The sequence below is a fragment of the Mesorhizobium sp. USDA 4132 genome (assembly GCF_056279545.1).
The window spans coordinates 382,667-404,243 of record NZ_JBWCCP010000002.1 but is presented as its reverse complement, the minus strand read 5'-3'; the positions used below and the strand labels follow the sequence as shown (position 1 = coordinate 404,243).

Annotated in this window: 20 protein-coding genes; 5 read left to right on the top strand and 15 right to left on the bottom strand. The window is 62.4% G+C overall.

Annotated features, from left to right (window positions below):
- Positions 1-8: 8 nt before the first annotated feature.
- From eutC to ehuR, 8 genes are all read right to left on the bottom strand, one after another.
- Positions 9-1,001, bottom strand: coding sequence for an ectoine utilization protein EutC (eutC, locus tag ACZ9IU_RS24675; RefSeq protein WP_040125467.1), 993 nt, complete (start codon positions 999-1,001; stop codon positions 9-11).
- The gene (eutB, locus tag ACZ9IU_RS24670) at positions 998-1,999 is read right to left on the bottom strand and encodes a hydroxyectoine utilization dehydratase EutB (RefSeq protein ID WP_040125468.1); all 1,002 of its coding nucleotides are present in this window, start codon (positions 1,997-1,999) and stop codon (positions 998-1,000) included. Before eutB ends, eutC begins: the two co-directional genes overlap by 4 nt.
- Before the next feature lie 4 nt (positions 2,000-2,003).
- The gene (gene eutA / locus ACZ9IU_RS24665; protein WP_040125469.1) at positions 2,004-2,780 is read right to left on the bottom strand and encodes an ectoine utilization protein EutA; all 777 of its coding nucleotides are present in this window, start codon (positions 2,778-2,780) and stop codon (positions 2,004-2,006) included.
- 1 nt (position 2,781) lies between these two features.
- Complete coding sequence (ehuD, locus tag ACZ9IU_RS24660) at positions 2,782-3,441, bottom strand: ectoine/hydroxyectoine ABC transporter permease subunit EhuD (RefSeq protein ID WP_040125470.1); 660 nt, start codon at positions 3,439-3,441, stop codon at positions 2,782-2,784.
- A 2-nt stretch (positions 3,442-3,443) separates the two neighbouring features.
- Positions 3,444-4,103: an ectoine/hydroxyectoine ABC transporter permease subunit EhuC gene (gene ehuC, locus ACZ9IU_RS24655; RefSeq protein WP_040125899.1), complete on the bottom strand. Its 660-nt coding sequence runs from the start codon at positions 4,101-4,103 to the stop codon at positions 3,444-3,446.
- A gap of 106 nt (positions 4,104-4,209) precedes the next feature.
- The gene (gene ehuB / locus ACZ9IU_RS24650) at positions 4,210-5,055 is read right to left on the bottom strand and encodes an ectoine/hydroxyectoine ABC transporter substrate-binding protein EhuB (RefSeq protein WP_040125471.1); all 846 of its coding nucleotides are present in this window, start codon (positions 5,053-5,055) and stop codon (positions 4,210-4,212) included.
- A gap of 60 nt (positions 5,056-5,115) precedes the next feature.
- Positions 5,116-5,901 carry an ectoine/hydroxyectoine ABC transporter ATP-binding protein EhuA gene (ehuA, locus tag ACZ9IU_RS24645; protein ID WP_040125472.1) on the bottom strand — a complete coding sequence of 262 codons (786 nt, stop codon included), beginning with the start codon at positions 5,899-5,901 and terminating at the stop codon, positions 5,116-5,118.
- Between the two features lie 122 nt (positions 5,902-6,023).
- A complete protein-coding gene (gene ehuR, locus ACZ9IU_RS24640; protein WP_040125473.1) occupies positions 6,024-7,409 on the bottom strand; it encodes a MocR-like ectoine utilization transcription factor EhuR in 1,386 nt (461 codons plus the stop codon).
- Positions 7,410-7,497: 88 nt separating this feature from the next.
- Between ehuR and ACZ9IU_RS24635 the strand changes: the two genes are divergently transcribed.
- The 4 genes from ACZ9IU_RS24635 (at position 7,498) to ACZ9IU_RS24620 (ending at position 12,101) form a co-directional block, all read left to right on the top strand.
- On the top strand, positions 7,498-7,992 hold the full coding sequence (locus tag ACZ9IU_RS24635) for an Lrp/AsnC family transcriptional regulator (RefSeq protein WP_040125900.1): 495 nt from the start codon (positions 7,498-7,500) through the stop codon (positions 7,990-7,992).
- Positions 7,993-8,111: 119 nt separating this feature from the next.
- Positions 8,112-9,608 carry an NAD-dependent succinate-semialdehyde dehydrogenase gene (locus ACZ9IU_RS24630; protein WP_040125474.1) on the top strand — a complete coding sequence of 499 codons (1,497 nt, stop codon included), beginning with the start codon at positions 8,112-8,114 and terminating at the stop codon, positions 9,606-9,608.
- 29 nt (positions 9,609-9,637) lie between these two features.
- The gene (locus tag ACZ9IU_RS24625) at positions 9,638-11,017 is read left to right on the top strand and encodes an aspartate aminotransferase family protein (RefSeq protein ID WP_040125475.1); all 1,380 of its coding nucleotides are present in this window, start codon (positions 9,638-9,640) and stop codon (positions 11,015-11,017) included.
- Positions 11,018-11,030: 13 nt separating this feature from the next.
- Positions 11,031-12,101, top strand: coding sequence for an alcohol dehydrogenase family protein (locus ACZ9IU_RS24620; protein WP_040125476.1), 1,071 nt, complete (start codon positions 11,031-11,033; stop codon positions 12,099-12,101).
- A 60-nt stretch (positions 12,102-12,161) separates the two neighbouring features.
- Here the strand turns inward: ACZ9IU_RS24620 and ACZ9IU_RS24615 are convergent, their stop codons facing one another.
- A complete protein-coding gene (locus tag ACZ9IU_RS24615; protein ID WP_040125477.1) occupies positions 12,162-12,767 on the bottom strand; it encodes a hypothetical protein in 606 nt (201 codons plus the stop codon).
- Positions 12,768-12,903: 136 nt separating this feature from the next.
- Positions 12,904-13,362 (bottom strand): transposase, encoded by a 459-nt coding sequence (locus ACZ9IU_RS24610; RefSeq protein WP_040125478.1) that lies wholly within the window; start codon positions 13,360-13,362, stop codon positions 12,904-12,906.
- A 250-nt stretch (positions 13,363-13,612) separates the two neighbouring features.
- Here ACZ9IU_RS24610 and ACZ9IU_RS24605 point away from each other — a divergent pair, with 250 nt between their 5' ends.
- Positions 13,613-14,566, top strand: coding sequence for a formylglycine-generating enzyme family protein (locus tag ACZ9IU_RS24605; protein ID WP_040125480.1), 954 nt, complete (start codon positions 13,613-13,615; stop codon positions 14,564-14,566).
- Between the two features lie 51 nt (positions 14,567-14,617).
- Here the strand turns inward: ACZ9IU_RS24605 and ACZ9IU_RS24600 are convergent, their stop codons facing one another.
- From ACZ9IU_RS24600 to ACZ9IU_RS24580, 5 genes are read right to left on the bottom strand one after another with little or no spacing between them, the layout of a single operon-like run.
- Positions 14,618-16,279 (bottom strand): glycoside hydrolase family 3 protein, encoded by a 1,662-nt coding sequence (locus tag ACZ9IU_RS24600; RefSeq protein WP_040125481.1) that lies wholly within the window; start codon positions 16,277-16,279, stop codon positions 14,618-14,620.
- Between the two features lie 12 nt (positions 16,280-16,291).
- The gene (locus ACZ9IU_RS24595) at positions 16,292-18,052 is read right to left on the bottom strand and encodes a sulfatase family protein (RefSeq protein WP_040125482.1); all 1,761 of its coding nucleotides are present in this window, start codon (positions 18,050-18,052) and stop codon (positions 16,292-16,294) included.
- A 3-nt stretch (positions 18,053-18,055) separates the two neighbouring features.
- Positions 18,056-18,868, bottom strand: coding sequence for an ATP-binding cassette domain-containing protein (locus ACZ9IU_RS24590; RefSeq protein WP_040125483.1), 813 nt, complete (start codon positions 18,866-18,868; stop codon positions 18,056-18,058).
- Positions 18,865-20,628 carry a dipeptide/oligopeptide/nickel ABC transporter permease/ATP-binding protein gene (locus ACZ9IU_RS24585; protein ID WP_040125484.1) on the bottom strand — a complete coding sequence of 588 codons (1,764 nt, stop codon included), beginning with the start codon at positions 20,626-20,628 and terminating at the stop codon, positions 18,865-18,867. Before ACZ9IU_RS24585 ends, ACZ9IU_RS24590 begins: the two co-directional genes overlap by 4 nt.
- Positions 20,625-21,572: an ABC transporter permease gene (locus tag ACZ9IU_RS24580; RefSeq protein ID WP_498957805.1), complete on the bottom strand. Its 948-nt coding sequence runs from the start codon at positions 21,570-21,572 to the stop codon at positions 20,625-20,627. The genes ACZ9IU_RS24585 and ACZ9IU_RS24580 overlap by 4 nt, the downstream gene beginning before the upstream one ends.
- Positions 21,573-21,577 lie beyond the last annotated feature (5 nt).

The following is a 21,577-nucleotide window of genomic DNA, read 5'->3' as shown; positions in this document are numbered from 1 at the left end:
AGGCCGGCTCAGCTTTCAAATGCGGTGCCAGCGCCGGCGGCATCCGCCCGCGCGAAGGCGAGCGTGGCGATGGCGGTATCCTGGATGCCGGTCCCGGTGAGGTCGGCGAGTGTGATCTGTCCTGCGTTTTCGCGTCCGGGGCGGATGCCGGCGATGACTTGCCCAAGCTCGGAAAATTCGGCATCCGGTGAAATGAGCCCGGCCTTGACGGCATGATGCAGTTCCCCGAGCCGGCGCGTCTGTTTCAGACTGTCGGCGACGTAGACATCGACCTTGGCGATGGCTGCCGGGTCGATCTCGTTCTTGTGTTCGGCATCCGAACCCATGGCGGTCACATGCTGGCCGGGCTGGAGCCATTCCGCCTTCAGGATCGGGATTTCAGATGGGGTCGTCGTGACAACGATATCGGCACCGGCGACGGCGATCACAGGATCGGCCTCGGCCGTTACTGTGATGCCAAGCCTGGCCGTCAATTCCGCGGCAACGGTTTTGGCTTTCCCGAGGTCGCGCGCCCAGATGTGCGCCTCACGAATCGGCCGGACCAGCGCCAAAGCCTCCAGTTGCAACCGCGCCTGCATGCCTGCGCCAAAAATCGCCGCAACGGTCGAGTCCGGACGCGAAAGATGTTTTGCCGCAACTGCGCCCGCCGCAGCCGTCCGGACATCGGTCAGATACCCGTTGTCGAGCAACAGCGCCTGCACGAGGCCCGTGCGGCTGGACAGCAGGACCATCATGCCGTTCGTGCTCGGCAGGCCGATCTTCGGATTGTCGAAGAAGCCGGGGCTGATCTTGATGGCGAACCCTTCGATACCCGGCACATAGGCCGTCTTCACATCCACTTCCCCACGATGCTCGGGAATATCGAGGCGTAGGATCGGCGGCATGGCGACCGGCTTGGTGGCGAGCGCATGGAAAGCGTCCTCGATGCAGACGACCGCTTCGCCGTCGAGCGGAACAAGCTTGCGCAGATCCTTTTCGGTGAGAATGACGATCCGGCTCATGCGGCGTCCTTTCCATGGATGGCGTCACCGTTGATCACCCGCCGGTGCTGTTCCATGTCGATATTGCGGCCGGAGAGGAGTGCGACGATGGGCCCAAGGCTTTTGACCTTTCCGGCAAGCAGCGCCCCGATGCCGACAGCGGCGGCGCCTTCGACCACCTCGCGCTCGGCCGAATAGGCATGTGCGATGCCGGCTGCAATTTCCGCTTCGGAGAGAAGGACGACGCCATCGAGGAGATCCCGGCACATCGCGAACGTCACGCGGTTATCAAGCCCGATGCCGCCGCCGAGCGAATCCGCAAGGCTCGGCACTTCCTCGACCAGAACCGGCCTGCCCGCATCCAGGCTCGCCTTCATTGCCGCGCCGCGCTCCATCGTCAGGCCGATGACCCGCGCCTGCGGCCTCAGTCCCTTCACCGCGGCAGCGATGCCGGCGGCAAGCCCGCCGCCGGACAGCGGCACCAGAACTGTTCCGATCTCCGGCACCTGTTCGACGATCTCAAGGCCGAGGGTACCCTGCCCCGCCACGACGGCCGGATGATCGAAAGGCGGCACCATGACCAGCCCCTCTTCTGCCACCAGCCTGTCCACCTCTTCCTGCGCTTCGTCCTGCGAACGTCCGATGATGCGCACGCGCGCACCGAGGCGGCGGATTTCCGCGACCTTGTTTTCCGGCACGAGCGACGACATGCAGATGGTTGCGACGGCACCTTCCGCTCTCGCGGCAAACGCGAGCGCCCGCCCATGATTGCCTGTGGAGGCCGCCACCACACCGCGCGTCCGCTCCTCCGGCGTCAGCGAAAGGATGGCGTTCGTCGCACCGCGCAGCTTGAAGCTGCCGGTGGTCTGATGGTGTTCGAACTTCAGATGAACCGGTACGCCCGTCCGCTCGCTCAGGACGACCGATGCCACCATCGGCGTCCGGCACACGCGGCCATCGATGCGGACTGCAGCGGCGCGGATATCGTCAAGTTGAATCGGCAAGGTCTTCCCGCTCATGGTCTCAGCCTTCCGGATAGGGCTTGGTCATCAGCGTTCCCAGTTCAGGACGCGATGCTGTTTCCCCGCAAAGCCGCAGGCAGGCCCAACCGGTGGCGAGGTTGCTGCTGACGACAGGCCTGCCAATCTCGGCTTCGATACGGGCGACGACCTGGGCGGCGCGCACCGCCGTACAGGAGATGAAAAGCGCCTGCGAAACCGGTGCGATTGCATCGCGGGCGAGCGAAACGATCTCGTCCGGTGCAATGCGCGCCATTTCGCGGTCGTCGTCGAAACCCAGGCAGGTAAACCTGTCGATCGTGAAGCCAAGACCGGCGAAATAATCGGCCATCGGCCGGCTCGTCTCCACGGTATAGGGCGTCAGGATCGAAATTCGGCTTGCACCGATAGCCCGCAGGCCTTTTACGGCCGCAGCCGTCGGCGTCACCACGCGAACGCCGGGTTTGGCGGCGCGGATCGCCTCCTCGATGCGGGCATCGCCGATGACCACGGAGGCGGACGTGCAGGAATACATGACCGCATCCAGCGTCTCGCCCGGCAAGATCAACGAGGCGCCCTCGGTCAGCACCGGCTGCATCCTGAGGAGATTTTCAGGCGTCGTCGGATTGGCATACGGGATGCGGTTGACATAAACGCCGATGCGGTCGCTCGCGACCATGCGCTGGAAGTCGACCTCCGTCGTATGGTCGGTGGCCAGGATCACCAGACCGATGCGTTTCTGAAGCGGGCGATCGTCCAGTCGCGGCTTTCGGCCGGCGAGGCTTATCTCAGCGCAAGTCATCTCAGTCGTCCATCCTGGCATAACGTTCCTCCAGCCAGCGCAGCCCCAGGACCGAGATCAGGCTGACCACGAGGAAGAAGACGCCGACGAGCGTCATCGGCTCGATATAGCGATAGTTGCTGTTGGCGATGCTCTTTGCCTGGTTCATCAGCTCCAGCACGGTGATGGCCGAAAGCAGCGGCGTTTCCTTGAACATCGCGATGAAATAGTTGGCGAGCGCCGGGATCATCGGCGGCACCGCCTGGGGCAGGATGACGTGGATCCAGGCCTGCCTTGTCGTGAGATTGGCCGCCTTTGCCGCTTCCCACTGGCCACGCGGCACATTCTCGATGCCGGCGCGATAGACCTCGGCGGTATAGGTGGCATAGTGGACGCCGATTCCGATGACGCCGGCGACCAGCGGCGAGAGGCGGATGCCGATATCCGGCAGCACGTAGAAAATGAAATAGAGTTGCACGAGAAGCGGCGTGCCGCGGATGAATTCCGAAACGAAGCCGACCGTACGCGAGACAGCGGTGATCGACGAGCGTCGCACGATGGCCAGACCGAGACCGACCACCGCCGCCACCGCCGCACCGAGAACAGTTGCCAGGAGAGTGATCTTAAACCCTTCGAGAAGGGTCGGCATGATCTGCCAGACGAAATCCCAATCCCACTCCATGGTCAGGTCCTCACGCCGTCGAGGCTGCGCGTCACCCGCCGCTCCAGCCAGCGCATCACCGTGGAAATCGCCCAGGCCATGGCGAAGTAGAGAAAGAGGATCGTCGCGAAGGGAATGAGCGTATTGCCGGTCTGGGCACGGACGACCTGCGCCTGGAAGGTGAGATCCGTCAGCGAGATCAGCGAGACTACGGCCGTGCCCTTCAAAAGCTCGATGGCGTTGTTGCAGAAGGTGGGCAGCATCAGCGGCAGCGCCTGCGGCAGGATGACATGGCGCATCCGCTGAAAGCGGGAGAGATTGAGGGCGATGCAGGCCTCGGTCTGTTCTCGCCCGACCGCCTTCACGGCACCGCGCACAACTTCTGCCCCGTAAGCCCCGACATTCAGCCCCAAAGCCAGAACGCCCGCCTGAAGCGGCGTGAGGGTGAGGCCCGCGAAGGGAAGGACGAAATAGACCCAGAAGAGCTGGACGAAGATCGAGGTGCCCCGGAAGAACTCGATATAGGTCGTCGCAAGCGCCCGCACGGCAAAGAAGCGCGAAAGCCGCCCGAGGCCGGCCAGGAAAGCCATCACCAGCGCCAGAGCCGAACCCATAACGGTCAGCTGCAGCGTTACCAGCGCCCCCTCGAGGATCAGCGTCAAATAGCCGGACCAGACCGACATCAGCGGAAACTTCCCATCATCCGAGACAGTGCAGAGACGGCCCAAGGCCATCGCGATCGGTGGCGGAACGGCACATGAGCCGCTCCGTCCACCTCAGTTCGGCCGTTTACTGGGCGGCAGTGCATTGCTTGTCGCGAGTGGTCGACATGGCTGCCTTGGCGGAGAAACCATAGGGTTCGATAAGCTTGGCAAACTCACCCGATTCCTTCAGCTTCTTGAGCTCCCCATCAAACGCATCGCGGAGGGCGACGTCCTGCTTTCGGAAGGCCGCGCCATCGCAATACACCGGCGCGCCGACCACCGGTGCGACGACTTCGAGATTCGGATCCTTCGCTTTGTCCAGAAGATCGTGGATCGACAGGACCGGAAGAGAATAGACGTCGATGCGGCCATCCTGGAGCATCTTGATGCCGCTCTGCCCATCCGGCACGACGATGACGCGCTCACGCGGCACGCCAGCCTGCAGGGCCAGCTTCTCCTCGGTGCCGCCACCCGGGGCGCCGATCTTGGCATTCGTATTGTTGGCAATGTCCTTGTAGCTCGTCAGCTTCAGCGGGTTGCCTTTCCTGAGGGCGAATGCTTCCGCATCGCAAAGGATCGGCTCGGAATAGGCCACCGCGTTGCAGCGTTCCGGCTTCATGAACAGGCCTGCGGTAATCGCATCGTGGCGGCCGGCCTGCAGGCCTGGGATCATCGCACCATATTCGGAGATCGAAGCCACCACCTCCTTGATGCCGAGACGCTCGAAGATGACGCGGGCAACATCGGGCGCGGCACCCGAAACCTTGCCGTCGGCGCCGACTGCCGTATAGGGCGGCTCGTTGGCGATGGCGATGCGGGCAAAGCCCTGTTCCTTCAACTGCTTCAGGTCCGCTGCGGATGCAGAAATACCGCCCGCGATGGCGGCGAGGACCGAAATGCTGACGGCCGATGCTAAAATTCTCGTTTTCATTGTTCCCTACTCCTCTGGTTTTTTCCCGATGTCTTCGGGCTATATCGCTGCCTTTGGCGGTCAGACGCGGTGCCCGGCCGCTATGATCTTGCGCAGGAAGGTCTGGGTGCGCTCCTGCTTGGGGTTCCGGAAAATCTCATCCGGTCCGCCCTCCTCGACGATCTTGCCGCGATCGAAAAACAACACGCGGTCTGCGAAATCATGGGCAAAACCCATCTCGTGGGTCACCAGCAGCATGGTCATGTCGGTCTCGGCCGCGAGCCGCCGCATGACATTCAGCACCTCCTCGACGAGTTCCGGATCGAGTGCTGATGTCACTTCGTCGAACAGCATGATCTTCGGAGAGAGCGCGAGCGCCCGGGCGATTGCGACACGCTGTTTCTGGCCGCCGGAAAGCTGTGCCGGCACCGCCTTCGCCTTGTCCGCCATGCCGACCATGTCCAGCAGATCCATGGCCCGTTTTTCGGCATCGGCACGTGTCGCACCCTGGGTGAGCATCGGCGCGAGCGTGACATTGTCGAGGACGCATTTGTGCGGAAACAGATTGAAGTGCTGGAAGACCATGCCGATCTTCTTGCGCATGCGATGCAGATGGCGCTCGTCTGCGGCAACCAGATCGGCGCCCTTCTTCATGTGATAAAGCTGCTCGCCGTCGACCTCGATATGGCCGCCGCTGATCGATTCCAGCGTCATCAGAATGCGCAGGATCGTCGTCTTGCCTGAGCCGGAAGGGCCGATCAGCGCCAGCTTCTCGCCCGGCATCACATTCATCGACAGACCATCGAGAACGGTCAGTGGGCCGTATCTCTTGACGATGCTGTCGATGCGGATGATGGGCGATGGCATTCATGTCTCTCCCTGTTGAGACAAGCAATGCGTCAACGATGACGGCCTCACGAAATCATGTCAATTCGGAAAATAATATCATGACAATATTTCTCCGCCTGCACAAACGGCAGGCGCTTGCATCAAATCGCAAGCAGCAGCTCTTCGGGGTTTCCCTGCGCCAGCGACGCGACGATTGCGAGCCCAGTGCGCAATTCGCTTTCCGTTGTCGACCCCAGCGAGATGCGCAGGGCCGGCGTCCATCCGTGATCCGTCGTATGGAACGACTTGCCCGGTGCAATGCCGACGCCGCGTAGCCGCGCCTGCGCCACGAAAGCATCTTCGGTGTGACTGCCGGAAAGCGGCAACCAAACGTGCAGGCTCTGTGGATGCGCTCGGTAGGACAGACCTGCCAGCGTCTCGGCGGCGATGGCATGACGGCTGACGAGGGCGCGGCGCTGCCAGTTGACGAGTTCCATGGCGGTGCCGTCGCTGACCCAGCGGGTGGCGATCTCGGCCATTGCGGGCGTTGCCATCCAGTTGGAGACTAGATGCCGGTTGGCAACCGCCGCCACATAACGGTCCGGCGCGACGAGATAACCGATGCGCAGGCCAGGAACGGTGATTTTCGTGAAGCTCGTCACGTAGAGCGTCCGTTCCGGAGCGAAGGCGGCCATCGGCGGCGCGCGGCCCTCCACCATGGGCCCGAGGACGTCGTTCTCGATGATCGCTATGTCATGCTTGGCGGCCACGGCTGCAAGCGCCTCGCGGCGACCGGCGCTCATCAGAGCCGCCATGGGATTGATGACGGATGGCTGCAGGAAGATCGCCCGGATCGGACCTTTGCGGCAGGCCTCGTCGAGCGCCTCGGGGATCATGCCCTCCTCGTCGATCGCCAGCCCTTCCAGATGCAGGCCGAGATAGGTGGAAAGCGGAACGAGGGTATGATGGCTGACCACTTCCGTGGCGATGGTCGAGCCGGGCGGTGCGACGCTCATCAGGGCCACCGTCATTCCCGATGTTGCGCCGTTGGTCACGCTGACATTCAGCGGCGAAACATCCAGGCCGCAGCGTGCCAGCCATTCGGTCGCGATAGCCCGATGGCGGGGGAACACCATATTCGGCCGGAACGACAGGGCCGAACTCGCCGGCAGGTTTTCAGAAAGCCAGGCGAAGGCCTGCCGGAATTTTTCGACATGGATCTGCTCGCAGACCGGCTTCAGGATCGAAAGGTCAATGACCTCACCCAGCCGTTCGGGCAGGTAAGGCGGTTCGGGCTCCCGCGCCTGCGTCTGCACGAAGCTGCCCCGCCCGATTTCGCCGGAAATCAGCCCTCGGCGGATAAGATCGTCATAGGCCCGGCTGACCGTCTGGATCGACAGTCCGAGATCATCCGCCATACGGCGGTGGGTCGGCAGCTTGGTCCCGTTGACGAGCTTTCCTTCCTGGACGGCGCGGGCGATCTGCTCGGCGAGCGAAAGATAGGCCGGTCGGCGGAGCTGGGAGGGATCGGGGCGCCAATTTGTCATGATTTTACTGTGCTTAAAATCAGTTCAATTGACAATGGCAAAACGAATTTTCATTGTCTTCCTCAACAACCGCACGACAGGAAACCATATGAAACTCGACGCCATCGATCTGCGCATTCTCGAGGCGGTCCAAGGTGATGGCCGGATCACCAAGCTAGCGCTCGCCGAAAAGGTCGGCCTTTCGCCGACGCCCTGCTGGATGCGTCTTCGAAAGCTGGAAAAGGCAGGCATCATCGCCGGCTATCATGCCCGGCTCGTGCCAAGGAAGATCGCGCCGATCGCCAGCGTCATGGTGGAGATCACGCTCGCCAACCATCGCCAGGGCGATTTCGAGCGCTTCGAACGGGTGATCGCTGCTATCCCTGAGATCACCGCCTGCTGGTCGGTCGGCGGCGGCGTCGATTATATCGCCAAGATCGTGGCCCTCGACATCGACGCCTATCAACGCCTGATCGACGACCTGCTCGATCGCGAACTCGGTATCGAACGTTATTTCACCTATATCGTCACCAAGACGGTGAAGGAGGAAACGGGCGTGCCCGTTACCGCCCTGTTCGAGCCGGATATCGACCAGCGGTCGTAGACAATCTCTCCGCAAGGCCCGGCCAGTTTAGACCATCTCTCTCTTTTTCCCCTCGCGAATGGACAATCTCTCGCATCGGCAAGGCGATACTTGCGCCACGACCGAACGAGGATCTGGCCATGACTGCAATTTTTGCACGCCCCGCCTATCACGAGGCCCTGACGCGGCTCGCCGACCGCCACCTGCTGCGCGACCTTGCCTATGTGGATGGGCGCTGGGTTGCCGGCGCCAACGGCCAAAGCTTCCAGGTCACCGACCCCGCTTCCTCCGCAACCCTCGCGTGGGTCGCGAGTCTTAGCGCTGAGGAAACCGATGCAGCGATCGATGCTGCCGCGACCGCCTTTCCCGTCTGGCGGGCCAAGTTGCCGCAGGAGCGGGCCGCAATCCTGAAGGAATGGCATCGGCTGATGCTCGAAGCCAGGGAGGATCTGGCTCTCTTGATGACGCTGGAGCAGGGCAAGCCGCTTGCCGAGTCCCGCGGGGAGATCGACTACGCCGCCTCCTTCATCGAATGGTATGCCGAGGAAGGCAAACGGGTTAACGCCGAGAGCGTCACCAGCCATCTTCCGGGCGTCGAAATGATCGTGCGGCGGGAAGCGCTCGGCGTTGCCGGCATCGTCACGCCCTGGAATTTTCCCTCCGCCATGGTCACCCGCAAGGCGGCTGCGGCACTTGCCGCCGGCTGTACGGTCGTCGCGCACCCCTCTTGCGAAACGCCGCTTTCGGCGCTGGCGCTGGCCGAGCTCGGCGAACGGGCGGGAATGCCAGCGGGCGTGTTCAACGTCGTGACCGGCAATGCCGCCAGCATCGTCGGCCGGCTCTGCCAAGATGCGCGGGTGCGGGCGATGAGCTTTACCGGCTCCACCGAGATCGGTCGCCTGATCGCCGCGCAATGTGCGCCGACGATGAAGCGGCTGGTGATGGAACTCGGCGGCCATGCGCCGCTGATCGTGTTCGACGACGCCGACATCGATCGCGCCGCCGATATCGCGGTCGCCGCCAAATTCGCGACCTCCGGCCAGGACTGCCTCGCAGCCAACCGGATTTTCGTGCAGCGATCCATATTCGAAGCCTTCAACGCGGCCTTTGCCAAACGGATCGCCGCCCTCACGGTCGGCAACGGATTGGCTGATGGCGTCGACATAGGCCCGCTGATGCACGAACGAGCCGTAATGAAGATCGAGGCACAGGTGAAGGATGCGCTCGACAAGGGCGCCAGGCTGCTTGCCGGCGGCAGACGCCACAAGGCTGGTCCGCTTTTCTTCGAGCCGACACTCATCACCAATGTACCGGACGATGCGGTCATCATGCGCGAGGAGACTTTCGGGCCGGTTGCCGCCGTCGCCGTCTTCGACACGGAAGACGAGGTCGTCGCCCGCGCCAATGACACCGAATACGGGCTCGTCGCTTACGTTGTCACTGAAAACGGCGCACGGCAGATGCGCCTCGGGCGGTCGCTCGAATATGGAATGGTGGCGATCAACCGCGTGAAGATCACCGGCGGGCCGGTTCCCTTCGGCGGCTGGAAACAATCCGGCCTCGGGCGCGAGGGCTCCCGCCACGGCATCGAGGCTTTCACGGAGCTCAAATACCTCTGCATCGACACCGCCTGCTGACCGATCCCATAATCTTGAAGGAAAAGCCAATGCTCGAAAGAAACAACGAACTCACCGCCTGGGACCGCGATCATTTCTTCCATCCGTCGACCCATATGGGCATGCATGCGCGCGGCGAAACGCCGACGCGGGTGATCGGCAGCGGCGAAGGCGTCTACATCACTGACCGCGACGGCCGCACCAGCCTCGATGCCTTTGCTGGTCTCTACTGCGTCAATGTCGGCTACGGCCGACAGAAAATCGCCGATGCAATCGCCGAACAGGCCCGGAACCTGGCCTATTACCATGCCTATGTCGGGCACGGCACGGAAGCGTCGATCACGCTTTCGAAGATGATCATCGACCGGGCCCCGGAAGGCATGTCCAGGGTCTATTTCGGTCTTTCCGGCTCCGATGCCAACGAGACCAACATCAAGCTGATCTGGTATTACAACAACGTCCTCGGGCGGCCGGAAAAGAAGAAGATCATCTCGCGCTGGCGCGGCTATCACGGCTCCGGCGTCATGACCGGCAGTCTCACCGGCCTCGAACTCTTCCACAAGGCCTTCGACCTGCCGCGCGTGCCGATCCTGCATACCGAAGCGCCCTATTACTTCCGCCGCCCGGACCGCTCGATGAGCGAGGAACAGTTCTCGCAATATTGTGCCGACAAGCTGGAGGAGATGATCCTGTCGGAGGGCCCGGAGACAATCGCAGCCTTCATCGGAGAGCCCATCCTCGGCACCGGCGGCATCGTGCCGCCGCCCAGGGGCTATTGGGAAAAGATCCAGGCCGTACTCCAGAAATACGACATCTTGCTCGTCGCCGACGAGGTGGTGACCGGTTTCGGCCGCCTCGGCACGATGTTCGGCTCCGACCATTACGGCATGAAACCGGATCTCATCACCATCGCCAAAGGCCTGACCTCCGCCTATGCGCCGCTGTCCGGCACGATCGTCTCCGACCGTTTCTGGCAGGTCCTGGTGCAGGGTTCGGACCAGCTCGGCGCGATCGGCCACGGCTGGACCTATTCCTCGCACCCGATCTGCGCGGCGGCCGGCATCGCCAACCTCGAACTGATCGACGAGATGGGATTGGTGCAGAATGCTGCCGAGACCGGAGCCTATTTCCGCTCCGAACTGGCCAAGGCCGTTGCCGGCCACAAGCATGTCGGCGACGTCCGGGGCGATGGCCTCATGGCGGCCGTGGAATTCGTGGAGGACAAGGACGATCGCAGGTTCTTCGATCCTTCCCAGAAGATCGGCCCACAAATCGCAGCAGCGCTTCTGGAACGCGGCGTCATCGGCCGTGCCATGCCCCAGGGCGACATTCTCGGTTTTGCGCCACCGCTTTGCCTCACCCGCGAGGAAGCGGATATCGTCGTCAAGACGACGGCCGAGGCGATCGACAGTGTCTTCCCCAACCGCTGACGGGAGAAGACACATGGCCTCTATCCCCGAAACGATGGCAGCTGTCCTGCTGACCGGCCATGGTGGGCTCGACAAACTCGTCTATAGCCGAGACGTCCCGGTGCCCAGACCTGCCGCCGGCGAGGTCCTCATCCGCGTGGCGGCCTGCGGCATGAACAATACCGATGTCTGGGTGCGCCAGGGCGCCTACGGTACGGAGGAGGATCCCGGCGCCGTTTCCACATGGCGACGGCAGGGCAATACGCTCACCTTTCCGCGCATCCAGGGCGCCGATACCGTCGGTCACGTGGTTGCCGTCGGAGAGGGTGTCGATCCGACACGGATCGGCGAGCGGGTGATGGTCGATTTCTCCATCTACAACCGCGAGGACGATAGCCTTGCCTACATCGACTACATGGGCCACGGACGCGACGGCGGTTATGCCGAATACATGGCGCTGCCGGCAGAAAACGCCCACGTGATCAACACCACCATGACCGACATCGAGCTTGCGACTTTCTGCTGCGCCTATCTGACCGGCGAGAGAATGCTGGAAAGAGCCAGGCTTTCGGTCGGGGAACGGGTACTCGTCACCGGTGCCTCGGGGGGCGTCGGCTCGGCAATCATTCAGCTTGCGCGGGCGCGCGGCGCGATCCCGATCGCCGTCGCCGGCCCTGGCAAGGAAACCGCCGTACTCGAGATCGGCGCCGAGGCCGTGGTGACGCGCGGGGAAGGCGACCTTGCCGAGGCGGTGACCGAAGCTACGGGCGGGGCGCCGATCGACGTGGTCGCGGATCTCGTGGCCGGCCCGATGTTCAACGATCTTCTGAAAATCCTGCGCCCCGAGGGCCGTTACACGACCGCGGGGGCAATCGCAGGTCCGGTCGTCCAGCTCGATCTCAGGACGATGTATCTGAAGCAGCTGGAGCTGCACGGTTCCAGCCAGGGAAGCCGCGCCGATTTTCGCCGCCTCGTCGGCTATATCGAAAGCGGAAAGGTCCGACCGCTCGTCGGCGGCGTCTATCCGTTGTCGAAATTCCACAACGCCCAAACGGACTTCATGGCCAAGAATTTCGTCGGCAAACTGGTCGTGGTTCCCGATTGACGGTAGTTCGGAACCTGTGTTGGCGATGTCCGGTTGGCTGGGTCCGACTTCTCAAGCCGACTATAAGCTGCCGAGCCGCTGAAGCATGTTCGTCAGGCGAGCATTCTCGGTCCGAAGTTTGTCGGCCAGCAGCTTTTTGAGCCGCCTGTTCTCGGCGTCGAGCGCCGCCAGATCGTCATCCGAAACCACGTCCGGCAGATGGACACTCCATCGCTGAGGATGGTCCTTTCCGGACGGCGTGACAATTTCGATGGTCTGAACGTTTACGTGCGGCTTCTCGGCGCTCGACAACGGTACGTGATCTCTTACTACCGCTACCATTTCGGGGGATGGCTGAGCATCAATTGCCGCCGGCAATTCGATTTGAGGCGGCGGCGATGAACCGGCTTCGCCGTCCAATGAAAGGATTGTTCCTGGATCGTCGGCGCGATGGCCGTTTTCAATGCTCGGCTCCAGCTTCACTCGTTCGGACGTGACCGCGGCATTGGCGGAGGTTCGCGGGCGCTCCTCAATCGGCTGGATGCGATGTGGCAGCGACGTGTCGCTTTCCACCGCCCGGGCCAGTGCCCTCAAATCCGTATCACCCCAGATCGAGTTTGCTGGGGTCTTCGGCTGCCGTCGATTGGTTTTGTACTCGACAACAAAGTTGCGCCGTGTGGTCTTCATCTGTCTCTCAGCGTGGATATGTCGATTGCCGAGTCCTGCGCTATCGAGCGGGTCCCACAAGCCTTTTGTCTTTATCGGCTAGCCAATGAACCTTGTAGTCAAATTGGGCACATGACGCGAGATTCCGGTGTCGGCTTCACTCAAGACCGAGTCGTCTGCGCAGTTCTGCATTCTCGGTGCGCAACTTTTCCGCCAACAGCTTGCGAAGCCGTTGGTTCTCCTCTTCGAGCTGGGTGAACTCGGCAAGATCGTCGGTAACGGGAACAGAAACAGGCGCTTTCCGAACGGCGCCCTCGGACTTTACGGCCTTCTTCCATTGGTAATATGTTTGGTCCGAAATACCGACGGTCTTGACTGCGTCCTTGAGCGTTACCCCGTTTGCCAGCTGGGCGTCGATCTGTCCCAGCTTTTCAAGCTTGCCTTCGTCCGTATGCCTTTTAGACCTCGTTGATGAAGCCGCCTTCGATGTGGCGCGAACAGGTTCGACCGAAGCTTTTTTTCGTCGAGAGGCCGCCTTCTTGGCAACGGACGGCGCCGGCGCGGATTCAGCCGTCGCAGACACGGTAGAAAGCTCGATGTTTTCTTCGTCGGCCATGAATGTTCCCTCTCTTTATCGCCGTCTTTGTCAGCCGAGTTGATCAATTAGTCAACAGAGCTCCCTCAAGGAACAATGGCCCGCTGAAAGGACGAAAGTCCGTCTATCATTCGATCGCCCAAATGCTTTTGGCATTCCCGCAATGGAGCGTTTATATGTTTGCCAAAGCGAAGTCGTGGACCACCGAAGATCAGAAGGTTGGCGGCCTGAAAAATCCGCAAGACGAAATAAGATACATCAGGAAGACGCAATGAGTGGATGCTGTTCAGGATCAAGGCGGGAGACGGAGCAGGCAATATCTGTCGCACCGGCAAACACGGTCTCTGCCGGCATCCGAGGGGAAGCGATTGCCATCAAGGGGGGCGAGACATTCGTTGGAACCCATGACCCGGTAATCTCCGCCGATGGCGAGGGGCCGGAGCGCAGGATTTCGTTGCAGGATTTTCACCTCGAGGTCGAGACGGTCACCATCCGTCGGTTTGCCCAGTTCGTCGAGGCGACCGGCCATGTGACGGAATCGGAGCGGTTCGGCTCGTCGGCCGTGTTCGCATCGCTGCTCGGTGACAGCAGTCTTGCGACGGGTGGTGTCGTGGGAACCCCGTGGTGGACGCGCGTCGACGGGGCCACCTGGCGGCAACCGGAAGGCCGCGGCAGTTCGATCGACGATCGGCTTGACCATCCGGTCACCCACGTCTCCTGGAACGATGCGCTCGCATTCGCGCGATGGGTCGGCGGCCGTCTGCCGACAGAAGCGGAATGGGAGCATGCCGCACGCGGCGGCAACCGCCGCCGGCGGTATCCCTGGGGCGAGGAGGAGCCGACCGACGAGGCGATCTTCTGCAATATCTGGCAGGGCCGCTTTCCCGACACCAACACGCTGCAGGACGGATATTTCGGCACCGCGCCGGCGCGCAGCTTCGCCCCCAACGAGGCCGGTTTCTATAATCTCGCCGGCAATGTCTGGGAATGGACCGCCGACCCTTTCAAGGTGCGCTCACTGTCGAAACAGGCAAAGGCGCGAAACGAGCATGCCAAGCGCTTTTCCGACAAGGTGCTGAAGGGCGGCTCGTTCCTCTGCCACAAAAGCTACTGCTATCGGTACCGCATCGCGGCGCGGATGGGCCTTTCCCCGGATAGCGCCTCGAGCAATACAGGCTTTCGGGTTGCCTATGACGTCGTAGCTGGAAAGGACAATAGTCCTTGATCGCAGATGGCGCCTCGTCGATCGCTGAGCCCCACATGCATTCCAAGCCGATCAATATCGCGCGTCAAACGCTCCAGCGAAGGGATCGACGGGGCTCCTCCGGTTCCACGGCCTGCGCCCCATCAGCGCCTCCACCACAGCGGCCTGCATCGCCTCATGGGTGGAATAGGCATTGATATAGGTCGGCACCCGTGGGGCATCGTAGAGATAATAGGGAAAACCGAAGGAAATCATCACCGTCGGCAGGCTCGTCCAAGGCCGTTTCATGGCGGCCCTGAAGTCCCCGTGAAGTGCCCGCCAATCCAGAAAAATACGCCCGCGCGTCAGAAGCGTCTCTTCGCCGAACAGATAGAAGACGAGGTCGTGCCCGTCCGTATCGAGCGGCGTGCCATAGGGGTTAAGGGTCACCTCGAAGCCCTCGGCGGCCAGCATTTCCGGCAGCTTGAAATCCAGCCTCGCATTCTGCATCGGCTCAACGATACCGCCGGAAACGACAAGGATACGGCGATGCTTTTCAGGATCGAGCGGCAGCGTACCGTTCCTGTCCTTCACCAGCGTGGGCGCGCGAGCAAAAGCCTCGCTGGCCACTTCCTGGGCAGACGGTTCACTCACATGGACCGGCATCGCGACGCCGCGATGCAGGCCGAGCGAGGCCTTCAGGGCGAGGACGCGTGTGACCGCGTCGTGGAAACGCTCCGCTGGAATGCGCCCGGAATGGGCGGCGTCACGCACCGCAGCGATTTCCGCCTCCGGTTTGGAGGAGAAAAGAACCATGTCGCAGCCGCTCGCGATGATCTCGATCTTCGCGTCATGCGCCGGCATCACGCCCGAAAGGCCTGCCATCTCGCTGGCGTCGGAGACGATCAGGCCGTTGAAGCCGAACTCGCCCCGCAGGAGCGCGGTATTGAGCGGCGCGGAGACCGAAGCCGGCAGATAGGCTTCTTCGCCCGCATCGGGATCGCATTCCAGGACATAAGCCGGCAGCGCGATATGCGCCGACATGACCGACTTGACCCCCTGATCGATGGCGGCCTTGTAGAGCAGACCGAAGGTGGCTCGCCATTCTTCCATCGACAGTGGATTGATGGTGGTGACCAGGTGCTGGTCGCGTTCGTCATACCCTTCGCCCGGCCAATGTTTCACGGTCGCGGCAAGGCCAAGGCGCTGGAAGACGCGCATCTGCGCCAGTGCATGACGTTCGATCAGCGCCGGATCCGAGCCGTATCCCCGCGTTGCGACGATTGGGCTGCGAAAGGCCGCGTTGATATCCAGCACCGGTGTGAAGGACCAGTTGATCCCGACGGAACGGGCTTCGCGCGCCATCAGGTCGGAGATCGCCTCGGTCAGTTCGACATCGTCGACGGCGGCCAGGGCCAGCGGGTTGGGAACGGCCGTGCCGAAGGAGAGGCTCATGCGTGAGCCTTCAAGATCGGCGGAAACGAGCAGAGGGACCGTGGCCCCGGCCTGAACCGCTGCCATATGCGCGCGTTCCCTCGTGCCATCCGCGCCGAAATAACGGGTGATGCCGCCAGGCTGCAGCTCGCCGAGGCGGACGATCTCCGTCTCGCGGTCGTCACCGCGCGAATTGAGATTAAAAAGCTGGGCTGCGCGCCCGGTATCGTCCAGGGCCTGGAACGTCCGGGTCACCCAGTCGAGGGCTTCACGATCGAGGTTGAAGGGCGATTTCGTCAGATGATCCAGTGTCGATGGCATCGATCTCTCCGTTCAAACCTGCTCGGTGAGTGCACGCTCAAGCGCCTCGAGCTTTTCCAGGTCCAGTTCCTGCCAAACCGTTGCTGCCTGCACCAGCGTCTTTGCGGCGAGTGGCGCGGGCAGCGGCTTGGACGCAAGACGAGGAACCTCCGCAATCAGGATGCGGCGGGTCGTTTCGTCGGCCATAAGCTTCGCGATGGGGATATTCGCCACCCGAGCCCCTTGTGGGAAATCACTTGCCCGCGCCACGCTGCGCTGGCTGGAAACGACCTGCGCCCATTGTTTTTCGATGAGCAGGTGTTCGCCGCGCACCGGTCCCGTCTCGGGAAGGCCGAGCCGTTCGAACTGATCGGAGGGTGCATCGGAGGCACGCATCAGATTGACGAGCAGCTCGGCCATCCGCATTTCAATTCTATCATCTCTGAGCGGATTTTTCTGCTCGGGATCCGTCTCAAGATCGTAGAGCAGGGTCCCGAAAACCCAGGGGCCCCGGATCGTCCATCCCGGCATGCGCAGGACGGGGGCTCCCTTGGTGAAAGAGAAAGGCGGCGCGAGCTCCGCCTTCGACAGTTCGTCCGGGGAGAAGCGGGCGCGCATGTGGGTCGGCATCAGCGTATATTCATGGAGCGGCGAATTGTCCTCCGTGGCGCAGCATCGCATGTAGACGTAACGGCCATCGGTGACACACACGTGCCCCCCGAAATTCCCGAACAGTCCGGCCTTGCGAACCGGAACATCGTTTCTGACCGTCTCAAGAAGCGGTTTTCCCTGCATATCGGGCGTCGGCCGGAGGCCGAACAGGTCGAGGAGCGTCGGCGCAATGTCTATGGTCTGAACGAGCGCGGAGCGCCGTTCGCCGGCAACCCTGGCCCGCGGATCCCAGACGAAGAAAGGCGTGTGGATCGTATCGTCGTACCACGGCATAACGGATTTACCCCACCAGCCCTTTTCGCCGAGCATATAACCATGGTCCGTGCAGACGATCAGCATCGTATCGTCCCACATGTTCTTCTCGTCCATCATGTCAAGCAGCCGGCCGAGATTGCGGTCGCACATCGAAAGCAGTGCCAGATAGCGATGCCGCGCCTGGAGGACCTGTTCTTCCGCCTCGGTGACGCGATCATAGGGCGGCCAGTCGAAATCCTCGCCGGTATCCGGGTAGAGCGCGTGATATTCGGCATAGCTGAAAAACGGCTCGTGCGGATCGAAGGTCTCGAGCTGCAGCATCCAATCGTCCTGGCCGGCATTGGTTTCGATGAATTGCAGCCCGGCATCGAATGTCCGGGTTTGCGGGTGGTCTCGCTCGTCTCTGAGATAGGTCCGGTTGATCGGGTCCTGCCGCTTCATCTGGTAGAGGAAGTCGACAAGACGCGTGCGATCCACACCTTCGACAATGCCTTTCCAGAGGTCGCCTTCCTGGCCGCGAAAGAACTCGTGCGAAGAAAAGCGCGTGTGATAGGTCGCGCCCCCATCCTCCCAATAATGCTGATGGTCGGTGACCAGGTGGGTGTAGATACCGGCGTTTCTCAGCAATTCCGGCACGCTGTCGTCGAACGGCTCGATCGGTGACCAGGACCGGTGGAGAAAGTTATACCTGCCGGTATGCATTTCGCGCCGGGCCGGCATGCAGGGCATGGAACCGGCATAACAGCGGTCGAACGTGGCCGTCTTTTCCGCAAGCCGCCCGAAATTCGGGGCATGGGCCGTCCTGTCGCCATAGGGCGGCAGAAGGCGGCGGTTGAGGCTGTCGAACATCAGGACGATGGCGCGCATGGTTTAAGCCGTCATTGCGAGGGCGCGGAACGCCGCGCGCCGTTCCGCCTGCCTTGCGGGATCGGCGACGGGCGCGGCGAGAAGCAGGCGCTTGGTGTAGTCGTGAGCGGGGCGCGCCGTCACCTGATCGCATTCTCCGAATTCGACGATCTCGCCGAAACGCATGACCGCAACACGATGCGAGATGTGACGCACCGCCGCCAGATCGTGGGAAACGAAAAGATAGGCGACGCCCGTCCGCTCCTGGATCTCGATAAACAGGTCCATGACCCGCGACTGGGTGGAAAGATCGAGTGCCGAGACCGGTTCATCGCAGACGATGAGGCGCGGGGACAGCGCCAGCGCACGGGCAATGGCGATGCGCTGACGCTGGCCGCCGGAAAACTCGCGGGCGAACCGGTCCGCCGCGTCGCTTGGCAGGGCGACCTGATCGAGCAGCTTGCGAACCTGCCGGGAGGCATCGGCACGCGAGGCGAGGCGGCGCGCAACAATCGGTTCCGTCAGGATGTCGTCGATCGTCATCGACGAGTTGAGCGAACTGTAGGGATCCTGGAAGACCGCCTGGATGGCGGCCTGGCCTTTGCGGGCGCGGGGCGGAACTCCGGCGATATTCTCGCCGTCGAACACTATCTCGCCGGAGCTGACCGGGCCGATGCCGAGAATGGCGCGTCCGAGCGTCGTCTTGCCCGATCCGCTCTCGCCCACCAGCCCTACGGTTTCACCGGGGCGGATGGTCAGATTGACGTGCTTCAGGACATGGTGGGCGCCGAAATGGACGTTGACGTTGCGGCAATCGACAAGGATCTGATCGTTCATGCCCGCATTCCTTCCGACGTCGGTGGTCGATATGTGCGCGTCCTGCCATCTTCGAGGACAGATCCGAGAAGCATGCGAGTGTAGTCGTGCGCCGGCGCGGCGAAGAGGTCAGCAACGGTGTTGATTTCCACGATCCTGCCGTCCTTCATGACGGCTACCCGGTCGCAGCTATCCGCCACGACACCGAAATTGTGGGTCACCAGCATGACCGCCATGTTGAACTCCTTTTGCAGGTCGCGCAGAAGGTCGAGCACCTCCGCCTGCACGGTTACGTCGAGCGCCGTCGTCGGTTCGTCGGCGATCAGAAGGTCGGGACTGCAGGCGACGGCGCCGGCAATGAGGACGCGCTGGGCCATGCCCCCCGAAATCTCGTGTGGATAGGCGCGAAATACCCGTTCGGGGTCCGGCAGCTTCACGCGGGCAAGCAGTTTCAGCGCCCGCCGCGTCGCTTCCGCCCGAGAGATTCCGAGCACCGTCATCATCGGCTCGACGAGCTGGAACCCGATCCGGAACGCCGGATCGAGATTGGCCATCGGCTCCTGGGGGACATAGGCGATGCGCTTGCCGCGAAGGGTACGCAGCTCATCTTCGGAAGACTTCCCCAGTTCGATACCGTCGAACTGGATGGAACCGGAAAGCACACGGCCCCCGGGCGACAAAAGTCCGAGGATGGAAAACGCCGTCTGGCTCTTGCCTGATCCGCTTTCGCCGACAAGCCCCAGAACTTCGCCGCGCCTGAGGCTGAGGCTCACGCCCTTGACGACTTCGCGCCAACCGTCGTTCGCGGGATAGGCAACAACCAGATCCCGCACGTCGAGGAGCACGTCGGATGCGGTTTGCGGCAGCGATTCGCTCACCGCCAGGGGGAGAATCTTGGGCGCTCTCACCTGAACGCCGCCCTGCTGCATGCGGTCGCGAATGGCATTCGCAAGCAACACCAGCGAAGCGACCGTTGCCGTGATTGCAAGCCCCGGCCAGAGAATAGCCTGCGGAGTGACATAGATGTTGGAGAAGGCATCCTGCAGCATTCCGCCCCAGGTCGGCGTGCTGGGGTCGCCCAGCCCGAGGAATTCGAGACCGGACTGGACGACGATGGCAATCCCGGCGACGATTGAGGTCTGGATCACCACCGGTGCCCGTACCGAAAGCAGGATGTGCTTCGTGATGATCCTGAGATCGCTGAGGCCCGAGACGCGCGCGGCGTCGATATAGAGCTCGTGTTTGACCCCGTTGACGAGATTGCGCGTAAGCCGGAAGAAACCCGGTGACAGCATCACTCCGAAAACCGCCATCGACAGGTAGATCGAGGCCCCAAGCGCCTGATAGAAGGCGAGCAATACGATCAGCGCCGGCAGTGCCATGATTCCGTCGGAAATCCAGCGGGCGACCAGATCGAGTTTCCTGCCGTAAAAGCCGGCGAAGAGCCCCGCTGTCACCCCGATGGATGCGGCGATGACAACCGTGATCAGGGCACCGAGGAATGTGTTGCGGCCACCATGGAGGAGACGGCTCCATATGTCGCGTCCCGAACCGTCGCCGCCGAGGAGATAACCGTCACCGGCGACGGCATTGACCTTGAATATCTGGACGGCGGACGGATCGTTGGGGGCAAGCAGAGGCGCGAAGATCGCCGATGCGATGACGATCAGCAGCGCCAGCGCAGCGACAAGGCCTGTCGGATTGGTGAGCACCGAACGGACGAAATGACGGCGCTGCGAAGCGGCGGGGATTGGCGGCTGGGCGGTGTTGATATCGCTCATGACATCCTCACCTTCGGATTTGCCCATGCGTTGAGGAGGTCGACCAGTATGTTCACCAGGACGACCACGATGATGAGGGTCACCACCACTCCCATGAGCACGGGAACGTCGCCGATCAGCGCAGCCGAGACCGTCAACGAACCCATGCCGGGAATGGCGAACACGCGCTCGATGACGGCGGCACCACCGAGAAGGGCGATGAACTGAACCGAAAGGACCGTCAGCGCCGCCGGCATCGCATTGCGCAGCGCATGGCGGTAGAGCACCGAACGGGGGCTGACGCCGCGGGCGCGGAGTGTGCGCACGTAATCCTGCTTGAGCGCATCGATGACTGCGCCCCGGATCTGCTGGGAGGCCGAGGCTATCCCCGAAAGCACCAGCGCCGTTACGGGAAGTACCAGGGAAGCCGCCCATGCGGACGGCGAGGCACTGAACGAAACATAACCCGTCGCCGGCAGCCAGCCGAACTTGACCGAGAAGGTGAGGACCAGCAGCAGGCCGAGCCAGAAATTCGGCATGGCGAAACCTGCGACGCTGACGATCTGGATCGCGCGGTCGGCCCAGCCGCCGCGGACGGCCGCGGCAATGCCGAGCATCGCCGAAAGGAGCGCCATCAGCGCCACGGCGATGGTCACCATTGACAGGGTGACGGGCAGCCGGCTCGCAAGTGCCGACGCCACGCTCTCGCTCATCGTCCATGACGGGCCGAGATCGCCGCGGACGGCATGGCTCACCCAATCGCCGAACTGGACCATCAGCGGTCGGTCGAGCCCCAGCCGGCTGTTCAGCGCCTTCAGCTGGTCGACCGTCGCGTTCTCACCGAGGATGTTACGGGCGACGTTGCCCGTGGCGCCGAAAACCATCATGAAGGTTACGGTCGAGACCAGGCAAAGCAGCGCGATGCCGGAAGCCACCCGTCTCAGAAGATAACGTACCATCGGCATCCGAG